Genomic DNA, 18,619 nt, shown 5'->3' with positions numbered 1-18,619 from the left:
AGTGTCTTTGGTCGTAGTTAAAAACCATGGTCAAAGACGCTAAACCATGGCACAAATTCCGCAGAGGCAGCGCCTCCACACGGGTGAAAATTCGGTCATGCCCTAGTAATTTCAGTCATGACTTAGCGTCTTTGGTAATGGCTAAAACCCCAGCCTGAAGTCACTAACCCATTACCGAAAAAGCTAAACCATAACCGGCGCCCGCCCATCAACCTGGCGCATCCGGGGTCGCCTGCTTTTTAGACAGAGATTTTCGATAGGTTAGTGTCTTCGCCGTGGGTCTTTAACCCGCAGTGAAGACACTAACCTATCGAAAGGGCCGTAACCTATCGAAGAATCCCCCTATCGACGAGCCCCCGCACCCTCACCGCGTCACAACCCGTAACACCCCCTTGCGAGATACCCCCCTAGGGTATATACTGGAGTCATGGAAACCACCAGCAACCAGTGCTGCCACAGCACATCCGACCAGGTCAGCACCGCATCCGGCGCCCCCGCCGAAAAACCCACTGAGGCGCACACTGGCGCATGCTGCAGTGGCGAGGCGCCCGAAACCCAGTACGGTTACACCTCCAACAAAGAGGCGCACCTCAAGCGCCTGCGCCGCATCGAAGGGCAGGTTCGCGGCATCGCCCGCATGGTCGATGAAGACAAGTACTGCATCGACATCCTCACCCAGGTTGCCGCGGTCTCCAAGGCGCTCCACGCCGTCTCCCTGAACCTGCTCGAAGAGCACATCGGCCATTGCGTGACCGGCGCCGCCGTCGAATCCGAACGCACCGGCGACCCGACCATCGCAGAGGCCAAGGTCAAAGAGGCAACCGCCGCAATCTCCCGCCTCATGCGCAGCTAAACACGTTGCCCCTAAACACCGGGCGGCCCCAAGTTTTCAACCCATTACCGAAAGGAAATCATCATGAGCACCACCACCGTTAAGGCAACCGGCCTGACCTGCAACCACTGCGCTATGAGCGTCAGCGAAGAGGTCAGTGAAGTTCCCGGCGTGACCGGCGTGACCGTGGATGTCGTCAAGGACGGCGTCTCCACCGTGACCATTGAGCACGAGGGCACCCTCGACACCCAGGCCGTCGCAGACGCTATTGTGGAGGCTGGCTTCACCCCCGCTGTCTAATCGACCGCCACACAACAGCCCCGGGACAACTCAAACCGGTACGCTAGACATAGCAACCCACACCCAGGAGTCACCATGGCATACCCGGCTAACTACATCGCAATGGTCGTCGGCGCGGTTCGCACCCTCGTCGGCGTCGAAAACATGCACCTGCGCGACGCGATTGCCCGCGTCGCCCGGCAGATGAGCCTGGACCCCGCCCTGGTCGATTCCTGGGTCAAGCAGAGCCCCGAATATACGGCGCGTGAAGACGCGACCGGCGCCGCGCGACGCAGCGGCACGAGCGCGAATAAGCGTTCCGCCGAGCACGAGCAGGGTCTGAAGGCTCGCGAGAAGGCGAACGCTTCGCCGTTCCCGCGGGCCGCTGTGAAACGCGCGTACGGCGTCTCCGATCGAGGCGCGCAGGTGACCGGTGTTCGCCCGCACACGACCCGCCCGGATGGGCTACCCGGCGACCACTAAGCCGCGTTGATTTTTCCCTCGCGCGCCCTCGACGGTGCGCCCTGATACTGCACCATACACCGTCCGGGGCGGGGTCCTTCGGGGCCCTTCCCCCGGCTTGGTGTGTGCCTTTTTCTACCCTCCCGTTTTTGAGTTTTGAGGAAGTATTGTGTCTTCTACACAGCCTTCACTAATCACCCGTGAGCCCTCATCACAGAGTGAGCGCTCTCTTTTTAATCCTGCCGGAACGACTGCAAAATCAACGGAGTCAACCCGAATTATCCACGTGGACATTCAGGGCATGACCTGTGCATCCTGCGTGGGCCGCGTGGAGCGTAAGCTCCGCAAAATCCCCGGTGTTGACCCGGCGGTGAACCTGCCGCTGGAGTCCGCGCGCGTCATCGTACCCGAGGGCGTGAGCGACGAGCAGATTGTTGAGACCATCAACAACGCCGGCTACAAGGCGCACCTCAAAAACGGCCCGCGCGTGGGCGCCGCGACTGATGCGAGCGCATCCGACGGCGGCGGTCAGCACACCACCCCGAGCATGAAGGGCGGCTTCACCGACCGCATTATCTACGCGACGATTCTGGGTGTGCCCATCTTCCTGATTTCCATGTTCCCGGCGTTCCAGTTCCCGAACTGGGGCTGGGTCGTGGCGATTCTGACCGCGCCGGTCGCGTTCTGGTGCGCCGCGCCGTTCCACCGCGCCGCGCTCATCAATGCCCGTCACGGCTCCTCCACGATGGATACGCTCGTGTCCCTCGGCGTGGTCGTGGCGTACTTCTATTCGCTGGCGCAGCTGCTCATAAACCCGGCGTTGACGGCGCACGTGCACCATGCGGGCGGCAGCTTCTGGTCGATGTTTACCGGCCACCATGCGCCGCTGTACTTCGATTCGGCGTCCATGGTGACGCTGTTCCTGCTGATTGGCCGCGCAATTGAGCACCGCACCCGCCACCGCTCCTCGGATGCGCTGCGCACCCTGCTGAGCATGGGCGCGAAGGAGGCGACCCTGCTGCGCACCGATAAGCAGGGCGTGACCAAGCAGGTGCAGGTTCCGGTGGAGGACCTCATGCCGGATGACCTGTTCCTGGTGCGCCCGGGCGAGAAGATTGCCACGGACGGCGTGGTGGTCGAGGGTACCTCCGCGGTGGATGCGTCCCTGCTGACCGGCGAGTCCGTGCCGGTTGAGGTGCATCCGGGTGATGCGGTCACGGGTGCGACGGTGAATACGTCTGGTTCGTTGACGGTGCGTGCGACCCGCGTGGGCGCTGAGACGACTCTGGCGAAGATGGGTGAGCTGGTGGCGAGCGCGCAGGAGACGAAGGCTCCGATTGCTCGTCTGGCAGACCGTGTTTCTGCAGTGTTTGTGCCAGTGATTTTGGCGATTTCGGCGCTGACTCTGGTCGGTTGGTGGCTGGTGTCTGGTGATGGTGCTGCGGCGTTTAATGCGGCGGTGTCGGTGCTGGTGGTGGCGTGCCCGTGCGCCTTGGGTTTGGCGACTCCGACGGCGCTGCTGGCGGGTACGGGTCGCGGCTGGCAGCTGGGCATTTTGATTCGTAATGCGCAGGTGCTGGAGGCGACGAGCACGGTTGATCGCGTGGTGCTGGATAAGACCGGTACCGTGACGACCGGCGAGATGTCTGTGGCGTTCTACGGCACCTTTGGCGACTACGAGTCGGCGGGTGACCTTGCCGGTATTTCGCCGGATTCTGCCGGTTCCAAGAACGAGCGTTCCCTGTCTGTTCTGCGTGATGCCGCCGCCGTGGAGGCGCTGAGCGAGCACCCGATTGCCCGCGCAATTGCCGGTTTTGCCCGCGAACAGGGCGTACTTGCTGAGGGTGCTTCGGCACCGAGCGTGAGCGACTTCGAGGGTGTTCCCGGAGGCGTGCGCGGCGTGCTGAGCGGCGCGGGTGACGGTGCCGAGAACGGCGCCTCCCGACTGGTTGTTGTGGGTACTCCCGAGTACCTGCAGGCGGCGGGTGCGCAGCTGAGCGAGGGCCAGTTGGCGCTGCTGGATCAGGCTCGCCGGGCGGGTCTGACGACCGTGGTCGTCGCCCGCGGCGAGGCTCCGAACGGTGAAGCCCCGAACAGCACCCCCGACCCGCAGCCGGTCGGCATGATTTCGGTTGCCGATACCCCCAAGCCGGAGGCTGCAGAGACCATGGCACAGCTGCGTGAGCTCGGCCTGGAGCCCATCCTGCTCACCGGCGACGCCCCGCAGGTTGCGCAGGCGGTCGCCTCGCAGGTCGGCATTTCGGCCGATAACGTGTACGCCGGCGTGACCCCCGAGGGTAAGTCGCAGGTGATTGAAAAGTTGCAGGCCGCCGGTCACCGCGTGGCAATGGTCGGCGACGGCGTGAATGACGCCCCGGCGCTGGCTCTCGCCGAGCTGGGCATTGCGATGGGTTCGGGCACGGACGTTGCCGCGGAGGCGGCAGATATCGTGCTGACCCGCTCGGATGTCGCCTCGGTGGTGACGGCGCTGCGCCTCTCCCGCGCTACGCTGCGCACCATTAAGTCGAACCTGTTCTGGGCATTCGCCTACAATTCGGTGGCTGTTCCGGTCGCCGTGGCGGGCCTGCTGAACCCGATGATTGCGGGTGCGGCTATGGCGTTTAGTTCGGTGTTTGTGGTGCTGAATTCTATGCGTCTGACGGCGTTTAGGAAGTAGTAAAACATAACGCGAAATTGTCCGAACATTAGCTATTGAAATAGCCTGAACGAAAATTTCAAAAGCGCATCTTACCGTGCTTTTCGCGCGGTAAAAGATATAAAGAAATGCACCGCCCGTGTAAAGGTGGTGCATTTCTTTATATTTAGTTTTCACGGGCGGCGGCTTGAAAATCTCGCCGCAAGCCCGGCAAAAAACCTTATGCCCAGGTGACCAGGTCCTCGATGGAGCGGCGGCTCTTCGGGGCAATCTCGCGGGCACGGTAACCGAAGGTCACAGCCACGGACACGCCGTACTCCTCCGGGTCGAACAGGCCGGCAGAAGTGAGCAGCTCGTTCACTGCCTCGTAGTTCATACCCTCAATGGGGCAGGAGTCGATGCCGAGCATTGCGGCGCCGGTCATCATGTTGCCCAGGGCGATGTAGGTCTGCTTGGATGCCCAGTCGAAGAGCGCGCGGTCGCTTTCCAGGACCTTCATGTCGTTCTTCTGGAAGTTACCGTAGCGTTCGAGTGCGGCCTCCATCTGCTCCTCGGTGAGGTTGCGGCTTTCGAGGGTGCGGCGCATCCACGGGGTGTCGTAGCGCAGGCCCTTCTTCGCCAGCAGGACAACCAGGTGGCTTGCGTCGTCGAGGGCGCCCGCCATGCCCCAGGCGATCGGCTTGAGCTTTTCGCGCAGTTCGGGGTTCTGGATGACCAGGAACTTCCACGGCTCGGTGCCGACGGAGCTGGGCGACAGGCGCGCAAATTCGAGGATTGCGGCGAAGTCTTCGTCGCTGATGCGGCGGTCGGGGTCGTAGGCGCGGGTTGCGCGGCGGCGGGCGAAAATTTCGAGAGCTTCTTCGCGGGTTACGGTCACGGTTTCATCCTTTGCATGAGGGTTTCAATACCCTGTCATGCTACACCCGCGGAGGGTGCTGGCGGCGGGAAATGTGGCGAGTTACGCCCGCAGGAAATACGCCCGCGAGCGGCGGGACCGTATTGCCGGTGTCGTATTACAGGGTGTACGAAGCCGGTGGGCTGGTACCCAAGGCGCCCAGAGCGCACCTGCCCAGCACCTCCTATGATGCCCCTACTCGGCACCGGCTTTCATCCACACATCCGAGGCGGCACGGCGACCAAAAATGACCGCGCGAATTCCCTGGAAGTACAGAATATACGCCGCCCACAAGCCGCAATACCCGGCGAGCGCGTCCATGGTGCCGTTGCCGACCGCCCAGTGCAGGCCGAGCATGACGGGCACGTACATGACGAGCATGATGAAGCAGCCGATTGCCAGGTATTTCACGTCCTGCGCGCCCATGAGGATGCCGTCCAGGGTGAACACGTACGCGGCGATGGGCTGGCCGAGGGCAATGATGACGGTGGCGATGGTGAAGAGGAACGCCACCTGCGCGTCCTGCGTGAAAATCCAGGAGCCAAAGAAGCCAATGAGCGGGCAGATCAGGCCGGTGATGACACCGTAGATGAGGCTCATGCGCAACAGCCGGTTTTTCAGCTGGCGCACCTTTACGCGTTCGGATTCCACAGCCAGGTCGCGTTCGCCGAGTTCCTTGCCGAGTAGCGCCTGGGCGGCGATGGCGAGGGAGTCCAGGGCGTAGAGGAAGAGGTTAAATACGCCCATGCCGAGCTGGTAGGCGGCGGTGTGTTCCGTGCCGAATCGTGCCACGACGAACACGGTCAGCAGGGAGGCGATGCGCATGGACAGGGTGCGCAGCATGAGCCAGGAGCCGAGCGAGAGCACCGAACGCATGCCCGCAACGTCGGGTGCCCAGCGGACGGCGTGTTCGCGGGTGCCGCGCATCATGACCACACCGAGCGCGGCAGCCATACCCCACTGGGTGAGGGAGGTGCCGGTCGCCGAACCGGCAACGCCCCAGCCGACAGGGTAGATGAGCAGCCAGTTCAGCGCAATGTTCACGAGCGTGCCGACCGTGGCGACTTTGAGCGGGGTGACGGTGTCTTGCAGCCCGCGGAGCGTACCGACCTGCGCGAGGATAATCATCATCGGCGGAATGCCCCAGAGCGAGTGGTGCAGGTAGTCGAGGGCGTAGCTGATGGTTTCGTCGGTCGCGCCGAGGCCGCGCAGCAGCGGGTCTGCGAAGGCGTATCCGGCGATCATGAGGAGCATGCCGAGGCCGAAGGCGACCCACACGCCGTCCACGCCGATCTGCCAGGCGCGGCGCAGGTTCTTCTCACCGAAGGCGCGCGCCACGGCGGGCGTGACGGAGTATGCGAGGAAGTTCATGAGGCCCACGACCGTGGTGACGAGCGTGGCGGCGATGCTCATGCCGGCGAGTTCCGCCTTGCCGAGGTGACCGATGAGGGCGGAGTCGGTGAGCACGAAGATGGGTTCGGCGATGAGCGCACCGAAGGCGGGTACGGCGAGCGCGAGGATGCGCCGGTTCAGCGAAGGCTCGGCGGTGTTCGCGACGGTATTCTTCGCGCCGGACGCGGTGCTACTGGGTTCAGCAATAGGGTGCTTCTGTGTGCTCATCCTTCTAGGCTACTCCCCGCCGCCGCGGCGGGTGCCTGCGCGCGGGGCGGGGTGCACTCTACGAGATAGGCGTGCGAGATGCGCGGTTAGGCGCCTCGGCCACGCAGTTCGTCGAGGGCGCGGCGTTCTTTCTTGGTGGGGCGGCCGCTGCCTCGTTCGCGTTTGGCGATCGGGGGCATGGAGAGGTAGGCGGGGCGCGGGCCGGAGAGGTCTTCGTAGCAGGTGACGGCGATGGGTGCGCCTACGCGTTTGACGAGGAGTTTTTCGACTTTGAAGACGCGTTCCCAGCCGGGGTAGCGGACCTTGACGATGTCGCCTTTTTTGAGTTTTTGGGAGGGCTTGGCGGGGGCGTCGTTGACGCGCACGTGGCCGCCTTTGCATTCGTCGGCGGCGAGGGAGCGGGTTTTAAAGATGCGCACTGACCAGAGCCAGAGGTCGAGCCTGGCGCTGGTTAGTGTGGTGGTGTCTTCTGCGGTCATGTGTTCATTGTGGCGCGAGGCGGGCGGGGCACCAAATCAGGTGCGCCGACCTATCCTGCGCAATCTCACCGGGCAAATCCGCAGCCGGCACCAAACCCGCCACGCGGCAGAAAATTTTCTATTGCACGCACCAGCCTATTGAGCACAAACCCGCATCCACTAGGGGTATTGTTAAGTCACCTTCTCAAGAAGTGTTCTCAAGGCCACCAAGTTCGCGTGGTCTACGGGGGGGGGTGTGGCCGCGACGCCACGGGCTCCCCGTAACAGATTGGATATACACCATGTCAGCTTTGAAAAAGCTCCTGGCGGCTGCCCTCATCAGCACTGTGCTGTCCTCTTGCTCCTTCGGCCCTTCTCTGGAGAAGGACGAAAGTGCCCGCGCGATTTTCGACGTAGAAAATGACCAGGTAATCCTACCCCTGGACGCTTACAACACCGACGGCAAGGACGAATACTTTACCAAAGCCCTTGAGCTCGCCCGCAAAAAGTGCTTTGCCGAACACGGGCAGCACTACAAGATGTTTGTCCGCACCGAGGGGGCCGGCAGGAACTTCGGCAGGACCTACGGAATCTGGAACGTTGAGTACGCCCAAAAGTACGGCCTCCACAAGAGCGAAGACTCGAATACGCTGGACCTCTCCGCCCCTGCACCCTCCTCCGACCCCGGGAAGGATGTCAGCACCGAATGCTATCAGCGCGCCAGCGATGAGATGAAGCAAATTGGAGAGATACCATTCGGCTCCGCCACGTATAGGCGTGTGGAGACCGACGCTCGAAACGCCGCAGGCGATCGACAGCTCAAAAAATCCCTCGACGACGAGTGGAAGCGATGCGTCAAGGACAAGGGCCTCACCCCCGATAGTGAGATGACCGTCAAGGAAGAAAAGGCCCTCCCTCGAAGCACCGTCGTCTCCGAGGAAGAAATTCGAATCGCCACTATCCAGGCGCAGTGCAATCAGGATGTAGGCCGTTCGCAGAAACTCTACGACCTGGAGGCACAGTACCAGAAGCCGCTCGTCGCCAAGAACCAGGCTGCTCTGGAGAATGAGCTCAAAGAATTCAAACGCCGGGACGAGCAGTTCAAACAGTACGTCCTCGACAACCAGTAACAGCGAATAGCAGTCGGTAATAGTCGGTATGCCGAAAGGGTGTGTGCCGTGTTCAGTGAACGCGGCACACACCCTTCTTACGTTGCACCGGCTATATTGCGTCGGCTACGTTGTACCGGCGGTCTAACCCGCGGCGCTTATGCCTCCACCGTTGCGGTGCGGCGCTCCTTGAGAGCCCAGCCAATCACGCCGGTCAGCAGACCGAACGCAATCCAGGAACCAAGCACCAGCCACTGGTCGCTCGTTGCAACCTCCGGGAAGTACGCAATCGAACGCAGCAGAGTCGAGGAAGCACCCGGCACGAACATCTGACCAATCTGACCCCACACACCGGGCAGGAACGCGCTCGGCATGCTTGCACCGGAAATCGGGTTGCCGATGAACATGGTGACGACGGCGCCCAGGCCCAGGCCTGCGGCGGGGACGAGCAGGCTACCGAAGCCAATCATGAAGGATGCGGTGGCAAGGTAGGTGGCGCCGAACGCTGCCCACAGGGTTGCGAAATCACCGGGAATGAAACCGAACCAGGTGCTCAGAATCAGGGCGGTCAGTGCGCCACCGATGACCGCGTACAGGGTTGCGGTGGCGAAGCGGCGCCAGGTGCCGTTAATCAGGGTCAAGGAAAGCATGCCGCCGATGATTCCACCCATGACCAGGGGGAATGCGGCAATAGCCAGACCGGTACCGGAGGAGTCACTCTCGCTCAGGGGCACCACTGCGGTGGTCTTCACCGCCATTGCGGATGCCTGCTCGGACTGCACCTTCATCTGCTCCAGCTGGGCGGCAGCCTGCGCACCCTGCTCGCCTCCCGCCTGCACCGCCTGGGTGAGGGCTTCCGTCTTAGCGGCGAGTGCCTTCTGCTGAATCTGCGCGTTCAGCTGGGTGGCAACACCGTTGAGCATCTGGGTTGATGCGGTGTTGGCGGCGGGGGCGGTCAGCACCTCGGGAGCAGCGCCTTCGGTGAAGATAATTGCGCCGTAGGTTTCGCGCTGCTTGATTTGCTGTTCAGCCTCTTCGCGGGAGGATGCCTGCTTCAGCTCAAAGGTCTCAATGCCCTTATCTTTGAGGGACTGTTCAAACTGGCTGACGGTCACCTCGGGGCCTGCGATAGAGACGGGCAGGTTCTTTGCCTCCATGGTCTTGGTGGGCCAGGTGAAAGCTAGGACGACGAGTGCTACCACCAAGGATGCTAGTACGGAGGTGCTGCTGACCTTAATCCAGGAGGAGCGCTCGGGGGCTGCGGCGGTCACTGCTTCTGCGGTGACTGCGGTGGCGGTTTCGTTGTTCATGACAATCTCCAAACAAAATGCATATTTCGTTTACGAGTCAGAACTCTACTCTCGGTTTTTACCAAGCGCAAACGAAATAGCTATTTTGTTTATGAAGTCACAAAAAGAATCAGTGTTGTGTTTACGCGTTCTTTAGCCTCACCCCCTAGACTGGAACCATGCCCCGACTAACAGATGCCACCAAAGCCGCACGCCGAGCCCAAATCATCGAAGCCGCCGTTAGCTGCTTCCTCGAAAAGGGCTACACCAACACCTCCATGAGCGACATCATCAAAGCCTCCGGGCTGTCCTCCGGGTCCATCTACTCGCATTTCTCCGGCAAAGAAGACATCCTCATCACCGCCATCAACGAGCGCCTCGAAAACGTCAAAAATCTCTACGCCGCACTCCCCGAAGGCGCCGGCCCCCAGGACATTCTCGAAACCATCTACACCAACCAGATGGCGAACGAGAATTTCTCTGCCATGCTGCGCATCCGCCTTGAATCGCTCCACGCGCCCGAAATCGCCAGGGCAACCGCGGACATTATTCCCCGATTGCAGGGCATCATCGTAAAGACCCTTACCCCCTGGGCGGCTGAACAGCTGAGCGTTCTGCACGAGATCAACCCCGATCCGGCGCAGCGCACCCCCGAACAGGAGGCGCTCATCACCGACTACGCCCGCGACACCGCGGACGCCTTCATGATGGTCCTTCAGGGGTACATGCTCCGCTCCTTCTTCGGCGCCCCCGAGGAAAAGGACCGCCTCTACCGCGTCGCCTCAGCACTTCTTCCTGAGTAGTTGACCGCCCAATAGTCCCCAAAAATCACCTTTGAGCGGTTGTCTTTCAGCATTTAGACCGTGCAGGGACAACATAGGCCATTCACATCCTGCAGGCGTAGAATCGAGAAACCATGACTGAATCCTGCACCCCCGCAACCCCCGAGCCGCGCGCCACCAACCCCGCCGAGCTGAACAACCTGCGTGCCGCACACGCCGATGAGCTCTCCTCACGCACCCGCGCCACGAGCATCCCGGCGGACTCCTGCTCCCTCTACGACGACGAGGCTCTCGGCGGCACCGCCGGACGCGCCACCGCCTGGCTGGCTCTCGAGCACGTGGGCCAGTGGGGCCGCGACGTGCTGGACGGCTCCGCCCTCGGCGAGGAGCTTTCGGAGGCGTTGGGCGAGGCAGTCTCACAGGCTGGTTTGAAGTTCCTACTGATCCGCCAGGCGGGCAGGGCGGGGCGCGTACTGCACGGCGCGCCGGATGCATCCGGCAACCCGACCCACCGGGTACTCTACGCGCTCTGCACCCCGGGCGAGGAGAAGCTCTACTCGTTCAGTGTGAGCACCCCCGAACAGCTCCTCGAGCTGCCGTTGGACAACCCGCAGGAGTTGATTCAGGTGACCGGCGCGGAGCTCATTGATTCCCCCGCCATTCTCGTGTGCGCCCACTCCAAGCGTGACCGCTGCTGTGCCCTGCGCGGTCGCCCCATTGCGGCGCACCTGGCGGATATCCTGCCGGGTAATGTGGTCTGGGAGTGCTCGCATACGGGCGGTCACCGCTTTGCCCCGGTCGGCATTATGCTGCCCACCGGCTACACCTACGGTCGTCTTTCGGAGCCTTCGGCGCTGGCGGCGTACCTGTCGCTGGCGGGTCGTTCCATTCCGTCGTTGCACGGCCTGCGAGGCCGCAGCACGGATACCCCGGTGGAGCAGGCGGCGGAGGTTGCCGTACGCCTCGAACTGGAGAAAAAGGGTGAAGAAGTAACCTCTGGAGGTTTGGTTTCACGTGAAACATCGGGGCGGGAGGCGCTCATTGCGCTCCGCGAGGCGGGCATTGAGCCCCCGGCAGATACCGCCGAACACCCCACCATGGAGGCGGCACTCACCTCCCACACCGACGGACGCACCTGGGTCACCTTCTTTGAGCGGGTCACCCTTGAGCCGCGCCCCAACTCGTGCGGCAAGGGTCCCGCAGATGCTTTCAGCCGCGAGCTGCTCGCACTGCGCCAGCTATAACCCCCTGCACCAGATACAAGCCCCGTGCCAGCTATAACTCCTGCCCCAGCTCTAGGCAGAGCCAGTTCTAGCACCCGCGCATGATGTAGACAGCGTAAAGCCCCTGCGGGCACCTTTCTCGTGTACCCGCCGGGGCTTCGCTGTATCCAAAGTTCGCCGTGTCCAGGGTTCGTCGCAGTCGGCATCCCGCCGTACCCGGCAAACAGGCTTATCCGGCGAACGGGTTCGGCGCGCCGATGTACTGCAGCTCGGTGTACTCCTCCAAACCCTCGGGGCCGCCCTCGCGACCCATGCCGGACTGCTTCACGCCGCCGAAGGGTGCCGCCGCGTTCGAGATGACACCCGAATTGTACCCAATCAGACCGAACTCCAGGCCCGCCGCCATGCGCGTAAAGCGCGGGTGGTTGCTCGTGTACACGTACGCCGCCAGGCCATACTCGGTGTCGTTGGCGAGCTTCAGGGCGGTGCGTTCACCCTCCTCGCCGTAGCCGCTGAACGTGGCAATCGGGGCGACGGGGCCGAAGATTTCTTCACGCCACACGCGCATCGAATTGGTCACGCCGGTCAGCACGGTGGGGGTCACGAAGTTGCCCTGGTTCAGGTTTTTGGGCATGCCTCCGGTATCGCTCGGAACGTTCTCCCCAAGCTCGGGAATGTACCCGCCGCAGGCGAGGAGCGCCCCCTTACCCAGGGCGTCTTCGACCATAAAAAGCATGGATTCAACCGCTGAAGGTTGAATTAGCGGTCCACAGTCGGTTCCGTCGACGGTTCCGTCACCCACGACGGTCGCCTCCATGCGCTCCACGAAGGCGCGGGTGAACTCTTCAGCAATGTCCTCGTGCACGATGAATCGGTTGGCGGCGGTGCATGCCTCGCCCATGTTCCTCATCTTCGCCGCGTAGGCGCCCTCCACGGCGGCGGGGATGTCCGCATCCTCAAAGACGATGAACGGTGCGTTGCCGCCCAGCTCCATGGAGGTGCGCAGAACGTTCTGCGAGGCCTGCGCGAGCAGGGTGCGGCCCACGGCGGTGGAGCCGGTGAACGAGACCTTCCGCAGGCGCTCATCAGCCATCAGCGCGGAGACAACCTCGCCGGTACGAGAGGTGGTCACCACGTTCAGCACGCCGTCCGGCAGGCCCGCCTCACGCATCAGGTCCGCGAAGTACAGGGAGCTGAGCGGAGTCAGGGAGGCGGGCTTGAGCACCGCGGTGCAGCCCGCCGCGAGCGCCGGGGCGACCTTGCGTGCCGCCATGGCGAGCGGGAAGTTCCAGGGGGTGATGAGCAGGCAGGGGCCGACGGGGCGGCGCACGGTGGTGATCTGTAGCCCGGATTCGGGGGCAACGGCGGTGCGGCCGAAGTTGCGGGCGGCTTCTTCGGCGTACCAGCGCAGGTAGTTTGCCGCGTAGGCGACTTCGCCGCGGGACTGGTCGAGGGGCTTGCCCATTTCGAGGGTCATGAGCCGGGCGATGACTTCGGTGCGCTGCGTCATGAGCGTGTAGGCGCGGTTGAGGATGTCGGCGCGTTCGCGGACGCTGGTTGCCGCCCATGAGGTGCGGGCGTCGCAGGCGGCGTCGAGTGCTTCGATGCCCTGTTCGACGCTGGCGTCGGCGACGTGCGTGAGGATTTGGCCGCAGGAGGGGTTGTGTACGGGGAAGGAGCCGTTGTCGCCGGTGACCCAGGTGCCGCCGATGAGCAGGTCGGTGGGCACGTAGAAGAAGGGGTAGGAGGGTCGTTCGTAGGGGTCGATGGGTTCGCGCTGCGGCATGTTGATGCTTTGCATGTGCGGTTCGGTGCGGCCTCGCAGCTGGGCGGATTTCACGGCGGGCTTTTCGGCGGGCTTTTCGGAAGTAGTGCTTTCGGCGGCGGAGCTTTCGGGTGAGGTGGTCATGGCGTGCCTTTCGGGTTGGGGCGGCCGGTGCGGTCGACTCTGACGCTTTTAATTCTAGTACCGCGCACTCCCCTACCCCTCGAACCGACCCGGCGGCTCTCTCCCCTGCCCCGCTCGCCCTATACACCCTTACGCGCCTACACGTCCCCGCTCGCACTCTCCCCACCCTGAGAAGGCCGCGGGCACGCCGAAGGGGGCCGCATCCACTGTGGATACGACCCCCCTTCGGGTAGATTCTCGCTCAGCGCGCGAGGGTCCTAGCTGGGGATTATGGAAGGCGTTGCCCGGAAGGGATGCTCGGTGTTACATCCGCTCTGCCCGGTATCCGTAATCTCACCGCTTAGCGGGCGGTGAGGCGGGCACCCAGGTGGACTAGGCCCACCGGTTCTCTCAAATCCAGGACTGACGTGCTTCGATTCGGGTCAGCTCCAGAGGACCGCCATCGTTGGTGCCGTGGAAGCGGCCGAAGTGTACGTACGGGCCGCGGTAGGCGCTGTGGTTGATGGGGCTGGAGTACTGGCCGTTGACCGTGTAGTAGAAGCTGTTCTTGCTCAGCACGATCTTGCAGTTCAGTGCCTGGCCGGTGGTAACCTTCTGGCGCAGCTTCATGGTGTGCAGTACGCGCGGGCTTGCCTGGTTCGGTTCGAAGCAGAGGATCTGTGCCACGGAGCCGCCGCGGTAGTTCGGGCGGATGGCGAGCACGTAGGTGCCGTCTTCCTGCTTTGCGGCGAACTTCTTGCCGATGCCGAAGGGGCCGTCGTGTTCGCGACCGAAAGCGACGTAGCCGTAGTGGCCGTCCTGCTGCGGCAGTGCACCGGTCCACTTCATGGAGAAGTCGAGGGTGTACTTTTCGCGGGTGGTGTAGTTCGCCAGCGGGCCGAGCAGTACGGATTCGTCGTAGCGCTGGTTGTGCACGATGGCTACGCCGGTCAGGTCGGGCATGTCCGCTGCGACGGAGGGGTCGGCGGGCAGCATGCCGTGGGGACGCTTGCCGGTCTTGATCTTGACGCTGGAGTCGAAGGGGTCACCGATTACCCAGTAGGGGTCGGGGCACATGAAGCCCTTCACGCCCAGTGCCTTGTACTTTTCGTAGGCGGAGCGGCGGTGGATTTCCCAGACGATGACTGCCTTGCCGAGGCCGGTGAGGGCGCGTACGTTCTCTTCGCTCATGGAGCCCTGGGAAGCGCCGGTCGGCTTCTCGTAGTAGGGTACGCCGATGGCGTCCACGTTTTCGTGGCGTGCCATTGCGGAAATCTTATCGATGGGGTCGCCGCCGTCGAAGTAGCACCAGGTGGCACAGCCTGCGGAGTTGGCAAGCTTCAGGTAGCGGGAGGTGGGCTTGAAGCCGCCGCTGCCGTCACGGTACATCTTGATGACGGTGCGGCGCTGCAGGCCGCGTTCGGTGATGAACTTGACGAGGCCTGCCTGTGCGGGGCCGTCCTTCGCTTCGAGGAACAGTACGACCTTCTTGCCGCCGACGGAGGCATATTCGCCGCCTGCGGGTACGGCGTCAACGGCTGCGATGGCTTCTTCGAGGGTGGGGATGTTGTACAGGTCGGTCTTTTCGCCCAGGTTCTTGCGCATGTTGACCTTGTGCTGGCGCAGTTCGGCGAGGGTGTGGCCGCGCACGTCCATGGATGCGCCGGTGGTGCGCTTGATGTTGGTGTCGTGCATGCAGACGAACTGGCCGTCGCTGGTGGTGCGTACGGAAATTTCGACGGCGAGGGCGCCGCGGCGTACGGACTCTGCGTAGGCGTAGGCGGTGTGCTCGGGGCTGATGTTGCCGGCACCGCGGTGGGCGATGAAGAATTCATCGGTCTTGTAGAGCAGCTGATGTGCGGGGGAGCCGCTGTGTACTGCCGCGAGCTGTGCGCGGGTGTTGGCTGCGGCGTGGGCTTCGCCTGCCTGGAGCATGAGGGCGGCGGGCGCCAGAGTGGAGGCGCCAATGAAGCCGCGGCGGCTCAGATTCTTGGAGATCTTCGGGAATGCAGTCACCGTAGTGGTCCTTTTTTCGTTTATGAGTTGAGCGTAATGTGTGTGGTTGGTCATTGAAGTTTTGGTTTATAGCTGAGGGTCCGGATTCTCTCAACTCAAACTGCAACTTCTATGTAGGATAACGATTTTTTATCGGTGATTCACTGCGTTCACAAGCAAATAGGGTATTATGTGCGCCTCATTCTTACCCGCTGTGCAATGCGGGTGAATGTGTTCCTCCTTTTCCGCCGCTTTTAATAGCGGCATTTCATGCGGCGTTAAAAAATTTCTCGTGTAACGAAAAAAGCCGCGCCTGTAGCCCGATTGAGCCTGCAGGACGCGACCTTTTGCGTTAAGTATTTTCGCGGGTTTTCACCGCTGTTGAAGCTGAGCTATTTTCGCTGGTTCAGCTTACTTCTTGGATGCCTGAGCGACGCGGTCACCGGCTGCAACGGGGCGGCGGGACTCAGAGTCCTTGGAGATGTTGAACTTTGCGGTGTTGGTAATCATCACCATGGTTTCCTTGGAGGGGATGCGACCCTCGATAGCTGCCCAGTCGACCTCGATAATGGGTGCGCCTGCCTCAACCTTGTCACCTACGTTAGCGAGCTTGGTGAAGCCGTCGCCGCCGAGCTCAACGGTGTCGATACCGATGTGGACCAGTACCTCACCGCCGTTTTCAGTGCGGAGCATGAATGCGTGCAGGGTGTCCTGAATCAGTGCAATGGTGCCTGCAACGGGTGCGACGATGGTGCCTGCGGTGGGGTTCACTGCGTAGCCGTCGCCCATAACGCCCTGAGAGAAAACGGGGTCGGAGACTTCGCTCAGCGGCAGGTACTCGCCGGTAGCAGGTGCGACGTAGACGTCTGCGGACGATGCTTCCTGTGCGGCAGCTTCCTTCTTCTTCTTGCCGAAACCGAACATGTATGCTCCTTCTGGTCGTGTTGCGCTATGAATAGCGTGTATTTGTAGCGCTGATGCGTCCGCGTCGGATGCGGGCGTCGTTGCCTTCTTGGTTTCACACCGGGCGGCGCCTGCCTGAATTGCAGGGTTCGCACACTCCGGTGCATATGCACTCAGAATACAACACCTAAACCCGTAGCTCACGAGCTGAGGGTCATTCGACTCGAATTCTGCAAATATTCCGCAAATCTGGAACTTCAACTCACACTTCTGCACTCTTGAGGTCGCGAGTACACTTAGTGAAGGACTGGCACCCCTCCCCCCGAGCCGGTGCCCATAAGAGAGAAAAGGCTGAAACTGATGACTGAAGCGGCTGAGACCGTTCTTGAAGTATTTATTCCGGGTCCCGGCGAGAACCCGGAGGATCCGCAGGATATGGAGCGCTCCGAGTTCCTGGGTGCCGCGCAGGAGGCGCTGGATTCGGGCGTGGACATTGAGGTGTACTCCACCGACTCCTACCCTTCCGCATTTGAAGAGTGCGCACCCGTGGCGGAGCAGATTGAGATGAACGGCCGCGAGGTTCTGCCGCTCATGCTCGTCAATGGTGAGGTGAAGGTGTCCTTCTCCTACCCGACCGCCGAGCAGATTATGCGTTTTGCGCGCGCCCACCTGGTCGCCCAGCCGAAGGCTAACGCGGCAGCTGCTGCGTGCGGCCCGTCCGGTTCCCCGGCGGCGTCGATGATCCCGAACCTGAGCGGCGAACCCGCCGGTTTCGCGGCAACCCTGGCGGGTAAGGCACCCCAGCCGGTCGGCGGCCCCGAGATTGGCAACCGCGTGAACCTCATGGGTGGCGACACCGGCGACGGTATCCCCACCTCCGGTTCGGTGGCTGTGAAGTCCGGCGGCTGCGGATGCGGTGGTTGCGGCTGCGGCGGCAAGTAAACCCACCCCTGCCGGCAACGAGCGCCCGACTCACCCGGTTCTAAACTGCGCACCCAAAGAACTGCATAAACAAAGAGCGGTGCCCGCCTCCTCATGATGAGGAAGCGGGCACCGCTTTCGCTTAACGAAGCTTAGGTTCACACCCGGCAGCACCTACGGGAGCTGCGGCGGGCGAACAGCACCTTACTTGATGGAGGTACCGACGGAACCGAGCTGCTGGCAAGCCTCGACCACGCGTGCGGCCATGCCTGCCTCTGCAGCTGCACCCCAAACGCGGGGGTCGTAGGTCTTCTTGTTGCCGACCTCGCCGTCAACCTTCAGCACACCGTCGTAGTTGCTGAACATGTGGCCAGCAACGGGGCGGGTGAATGCGTACTGGGTGTCGGTGTCGATGTTCATCTTGATAACACCGTAGGACACTGCGTCTGCAATCTCCTGCTCGGTGGAGCCGGAGCCACCGTGGAAGACCAGGTAGAAGGGCTTGTCGCCCTTGCCGTACTTAGCGCCGACCTCGGTCTGGATTTCCTTGAGCAGCTCGGGGCGCAGGTGAACGTTACCGGGCTTGTACACGCCGTGAACGTTACCGAAGGTCAGAGCAGCCATGTAGGTGCCCTTCTCGCCCAGGCCGATTGCCTCAACGGTCTTGATTGCGTCTGCAACGGTGGTGTACAGGGAGTCGTCGATAGCGCCTTCAACGCCGTCTTCCTCGCCACCAACGGCACCAATCTCAACCTCGAGAACGAGCTTTGCCTTGGAGGTACGCTCGATCAGCTCAGCAGCAATCTTCAGGTTCTCGTCCAGGTCGATTGCGGAGCCGTCCCACATGTGGGAGTTGAAGATGGGGTCTTCACCGCGAGCAACAGCCTTCTCGGACTCTGCCAGCAGGGGCAGGACGAAGCCTTCCAGCTTGTCCTTGGGGCAGTGGTCGGTGTGCAGTGCAATGTTCACGTCGTACTGCTTAGCAACTTCGCGTGCGTATGCTGCGAAGGCCAGGGAGCCAACGACCATGTCCTTCTTGGAAGCGCCGGACCAGTATGCTGCACCACCGGTGGATGCCTGGATGATGCCGTCCGAGCCAGCCTCTGCGAAGCCGCGGATTGCAGCATTCAGGGTCTGGGAGGAGGTCACGTTCACTGCGGGGTACGCGAAGCCCTTTTCCTTCGCGGTCTGCAGCATTTCTGCGTAAACTTCGGGGGTTGCAATAGCCATATGCTGACTCCTTGGATAGATGCGACCGGTTACCGATGCTGGGCCGGTTCACCATATTTTGTTGGCGCGCGAGACGC

Annotated in this window: 16 protein-coding genes; 8 read left to right on the top strand and 8 right to left on the bottom strand. The window is 62.3% G+C overall.

Annotated elements, in window-relative coordinates; all coding sequences use genetic code 11:
* The first annotated feature begins 427 nt into the window (after positions 1-427).
* From HMPREF2710_RS09595 to HMPREF2710_RS03845, 4 genes are all read left to right on the top strand, one after another.
* A complete protein-coding gene (locus tag HMPREF2710_RS09595; protein ID WP_070599602.1) occupies positions 428-853 on the top strand; it encodes a metal-sensitive transcriptional regulator in 426 nt (141 codons plus the stop codon).
* A gap of 63 nt (positions 854-916) precedes the next feature.
* Positions 917-1,132: a heavy-metal-associated domain-containing protein gene (locus HMPREF2710_RS03855; protein WP_049347477.1), complete on the top strand. Its 216-nt coding sequence runs from the start codon at positions 917-919 to the stop codon at positions 1,130-1,132.
* A 75-nt stretch (positions 1,133-1,207) separates the two neighbouring features.
* Positions 1,208-1,594 (top strand): chorismate mutase, encoded by a 387-nt coding sequence (locus HMPREF2710_RS03850; protein ID WP_070599600.1) that lies wholly within the window; start codon positions 1,208-1,210, stop codon positions 1,592-1,594.
* Positions 1,595-1,739: 145 nt separating this feature from the next.
* On the top strand, positions 1,740-4,250 hold the full coding sequence (locus tag HMPREF2710_RS03845) for a heavy metal translocating P-type ATPase (protein WP_070599598.1): 2,511 nt from the start codon (positions 1,740-1,742) through the stop codon (positions 4,248-4,250).
* A 199-nt stretch (positions 4,251-4,449) separates the two neighbouring features.
* Here HMPREF2710_RS03845 and HMPREF2710_RS03840 read toward each other — a convergent pair whose 3' ends face one another.
* The 3 genes from HMPREF2710_RS03840 to HMPREF2710_RS09235 all read right to left on the bottom strand — a co-directional run bounded on the left by HMPREF2710_RS03840 (position 4,450) and on the right by HMPREF2710_RS09235 (position 7,223).
* Entirely contained in the window at positions 4,450-5,106 is a 657-nt protein-coding gene (locus tag HMPREF2710_RS03840; RefSeq protein WP_049362416.1) for an NAD(P)H-dependent oxidoreductase, read from the bottom strand.
* A 213-nt stretch (positions 5,107-5,319) separates the two neighbouring features.
* Positions 5,320-6,744 carry an MATE family efflux transporter gene (locus HMPREF2710_RS03835; protein WP_070599596.1) on the bottom strand — a complete coding sequence of 475 codons (1,425 nt, stop codon included), beginning with the start codon at positions 6,742-6,744 and terminating at the stop codon, positions 5,320-5,322.
* A gap of 86 nt (positions 6,745-6,830) precedes the next feature.
* Complete coding sequence (locus tag HMPREF2710_RS09235; RefSeq protein WP_083303484.1) at positions 6,831-7,223, bottom strand: RNA-binding S4 domain-containing protein; 393 nt, start codon at positions 7,221-7,223, stop codon at positions 6,831-6,833.
* A 281-nt stretch (positions 7,224-7,504) separates the two neighbouring features.
* On the opposite strand from HMPREF2710_RS09235, the gene HMPREF2710_RS03825 reads away from it, so the two are divergent.
* Entirely contained in the window at positions 7,505-8,332 is an 828-nt protein-coding gene (locus tag HMPREF2710_RS03825; RefSeq protein ID WP_070599592.1) for a UDP pyrophosphate synthase, read from the top strand.
* A gap of 137 nt (positions 8,333-8,469) precedes the next feature.
* Here HMPREF2710_RS03825 and HMPREF2710_RS03820 read toward each other — a convergent pair whose 3' ends face one another.
* On the bottom strand, positions 8,470-9,621 hold the full coding sequence (locus tag HMPREF2710_RS03820; RefSeq protein ID WP_246824522.1) for an ABC transporter permease: 1,152 nt from the start codon (positions 9,619-9,621) through the stop codon (positions 8,470-8,472).
* 158 nt (positions 9,622-9,779) lie between these two features.
* Here HMPREF2710_RS03820 and HMPREF2710_RS03815 point away from each other — a divergent pair, with 158 nt between their 5' ends.
* Complete coding sequence (locus HMPREF2710_RS03815; RefSeq protein WP_070599590.1) at positions 9,780-10,403, top strand: TetR/AcrR family transcriptional regulator; 624 nt, start codon at positions 9,780-9,782, stop codon at positions 10,401-10,403.
* Positions 10,404-10,516: 113 nt separating this feature from the next.
* Entirely contained in the window at positions 10,517-11,626 is a 1,110-nt protein-coding gene (locus HMPREF2710_RS03810; protein WP_083303483.1) for a sucrase ferredoxin, read from the top strand.
* 208 nt (positions 11,627-11,834) lie between these two features.
* On the opposite strand, the gene HMPREF2710_RS03805 is transcribed toward HMPREF2710_RS03810, so the two are convergent.
* The 3 genes from HMPREF2710_RS03805 to HMPREF2710_RS03795 all read right to left on the bottom strand — a co-directional run bounded on the left by HMPREF2710_RS03805 (position 11,835) and on the right by HMPREF2710_RS03795 (position 16,412).
* Positions 11,835-13,514, bottom strand: a complete 1,680-nt coding sequence (locus HMPREF2710_RS03805; protein WP_070599588.1) for an NAD-dependent succinate-semialdehyde dehydrogenase — start codon at positions 13,512-13,514, stop codon at positions 11,835-11,837.
* A 390-nt stretch (positions 13,515-13,904) separates the two neighbouring features.
* Positions 13,905-15,509, bottom strand: coding sequence for a glycerophosphodiester phosphodiesterase (locus HMPREF2710_RS03800; protein WP_070599587.1), 1,605 nt, complete (start codon positions 15,507-15,509; stop codon positions 13,905-13,907).
* 390 nt (positions 15,510-15,899) lie between these two features.
* Positions 15,900-16,412: a PTS sugar transporter subunit IIA gene (locus tag HMPREF2710_RS03795; RefSeq protein WP_044150002.1), complete on the bottom strand. Its 513-nt coding sequence runs from the start codon at positions 16,410-16,412 to the stop codon at positions 15,900-15,902.
* A 339-nt stretch (positions 16,413-16,751) separates the two neighbouring features.
* Here HMPREF2710_RS03795 and HMPREF2710_RS03790 point away from each other — a divergent pair, with 339 nt between their 5' ends.
* Positions 16,752-17,333 carry an arsenic metallochaperone ArsD family protein gene (locus HMPREF2710_RS03790; RefSeq protein WP_070542396.1) on the top strand — a complete coding sequence of 194 codons (582 nt, stop codon included), beginning with the start codon at positions 16,752-16,754 and terminating at the stop codon, positions 17,331-17,333.
* A gap of 183 nt (positions 17,334-17,516) precedes the next feature.
* Here HMPREF2710_RS03790 and fbaA read toward each other — a convergent pair whose 3' ends face one another.
* Positions 17,517-18,542, bottom strand: a complete 1,026-nt coding sequence (gene fbaA / locus HMPREF2710_RS03785; RefSeq protein ID WP_012902702.1) for a class II fructose-bisphosphate aldolase — start codon at positions 18,540-18,542, stop codon at positions 17,517-17,519.
* Positions 18,543-18,619: the final 77 nt, after the last annotated feature.

This window comes from Rothia sp. HMSC069D01 (assembly GCF_001810135.1).
Taxonomy (GTDB): domain Bacteria; phylum Actinomycetota; class Actinomycetes; order Actinomycetales; family Micrococcaceae; genus Rothia.
The sequence above is the reverse complement of the archived record's forward strand: the minus strand, read 5'-3'. Positions and strand labels throughout refer to the sequence as shown.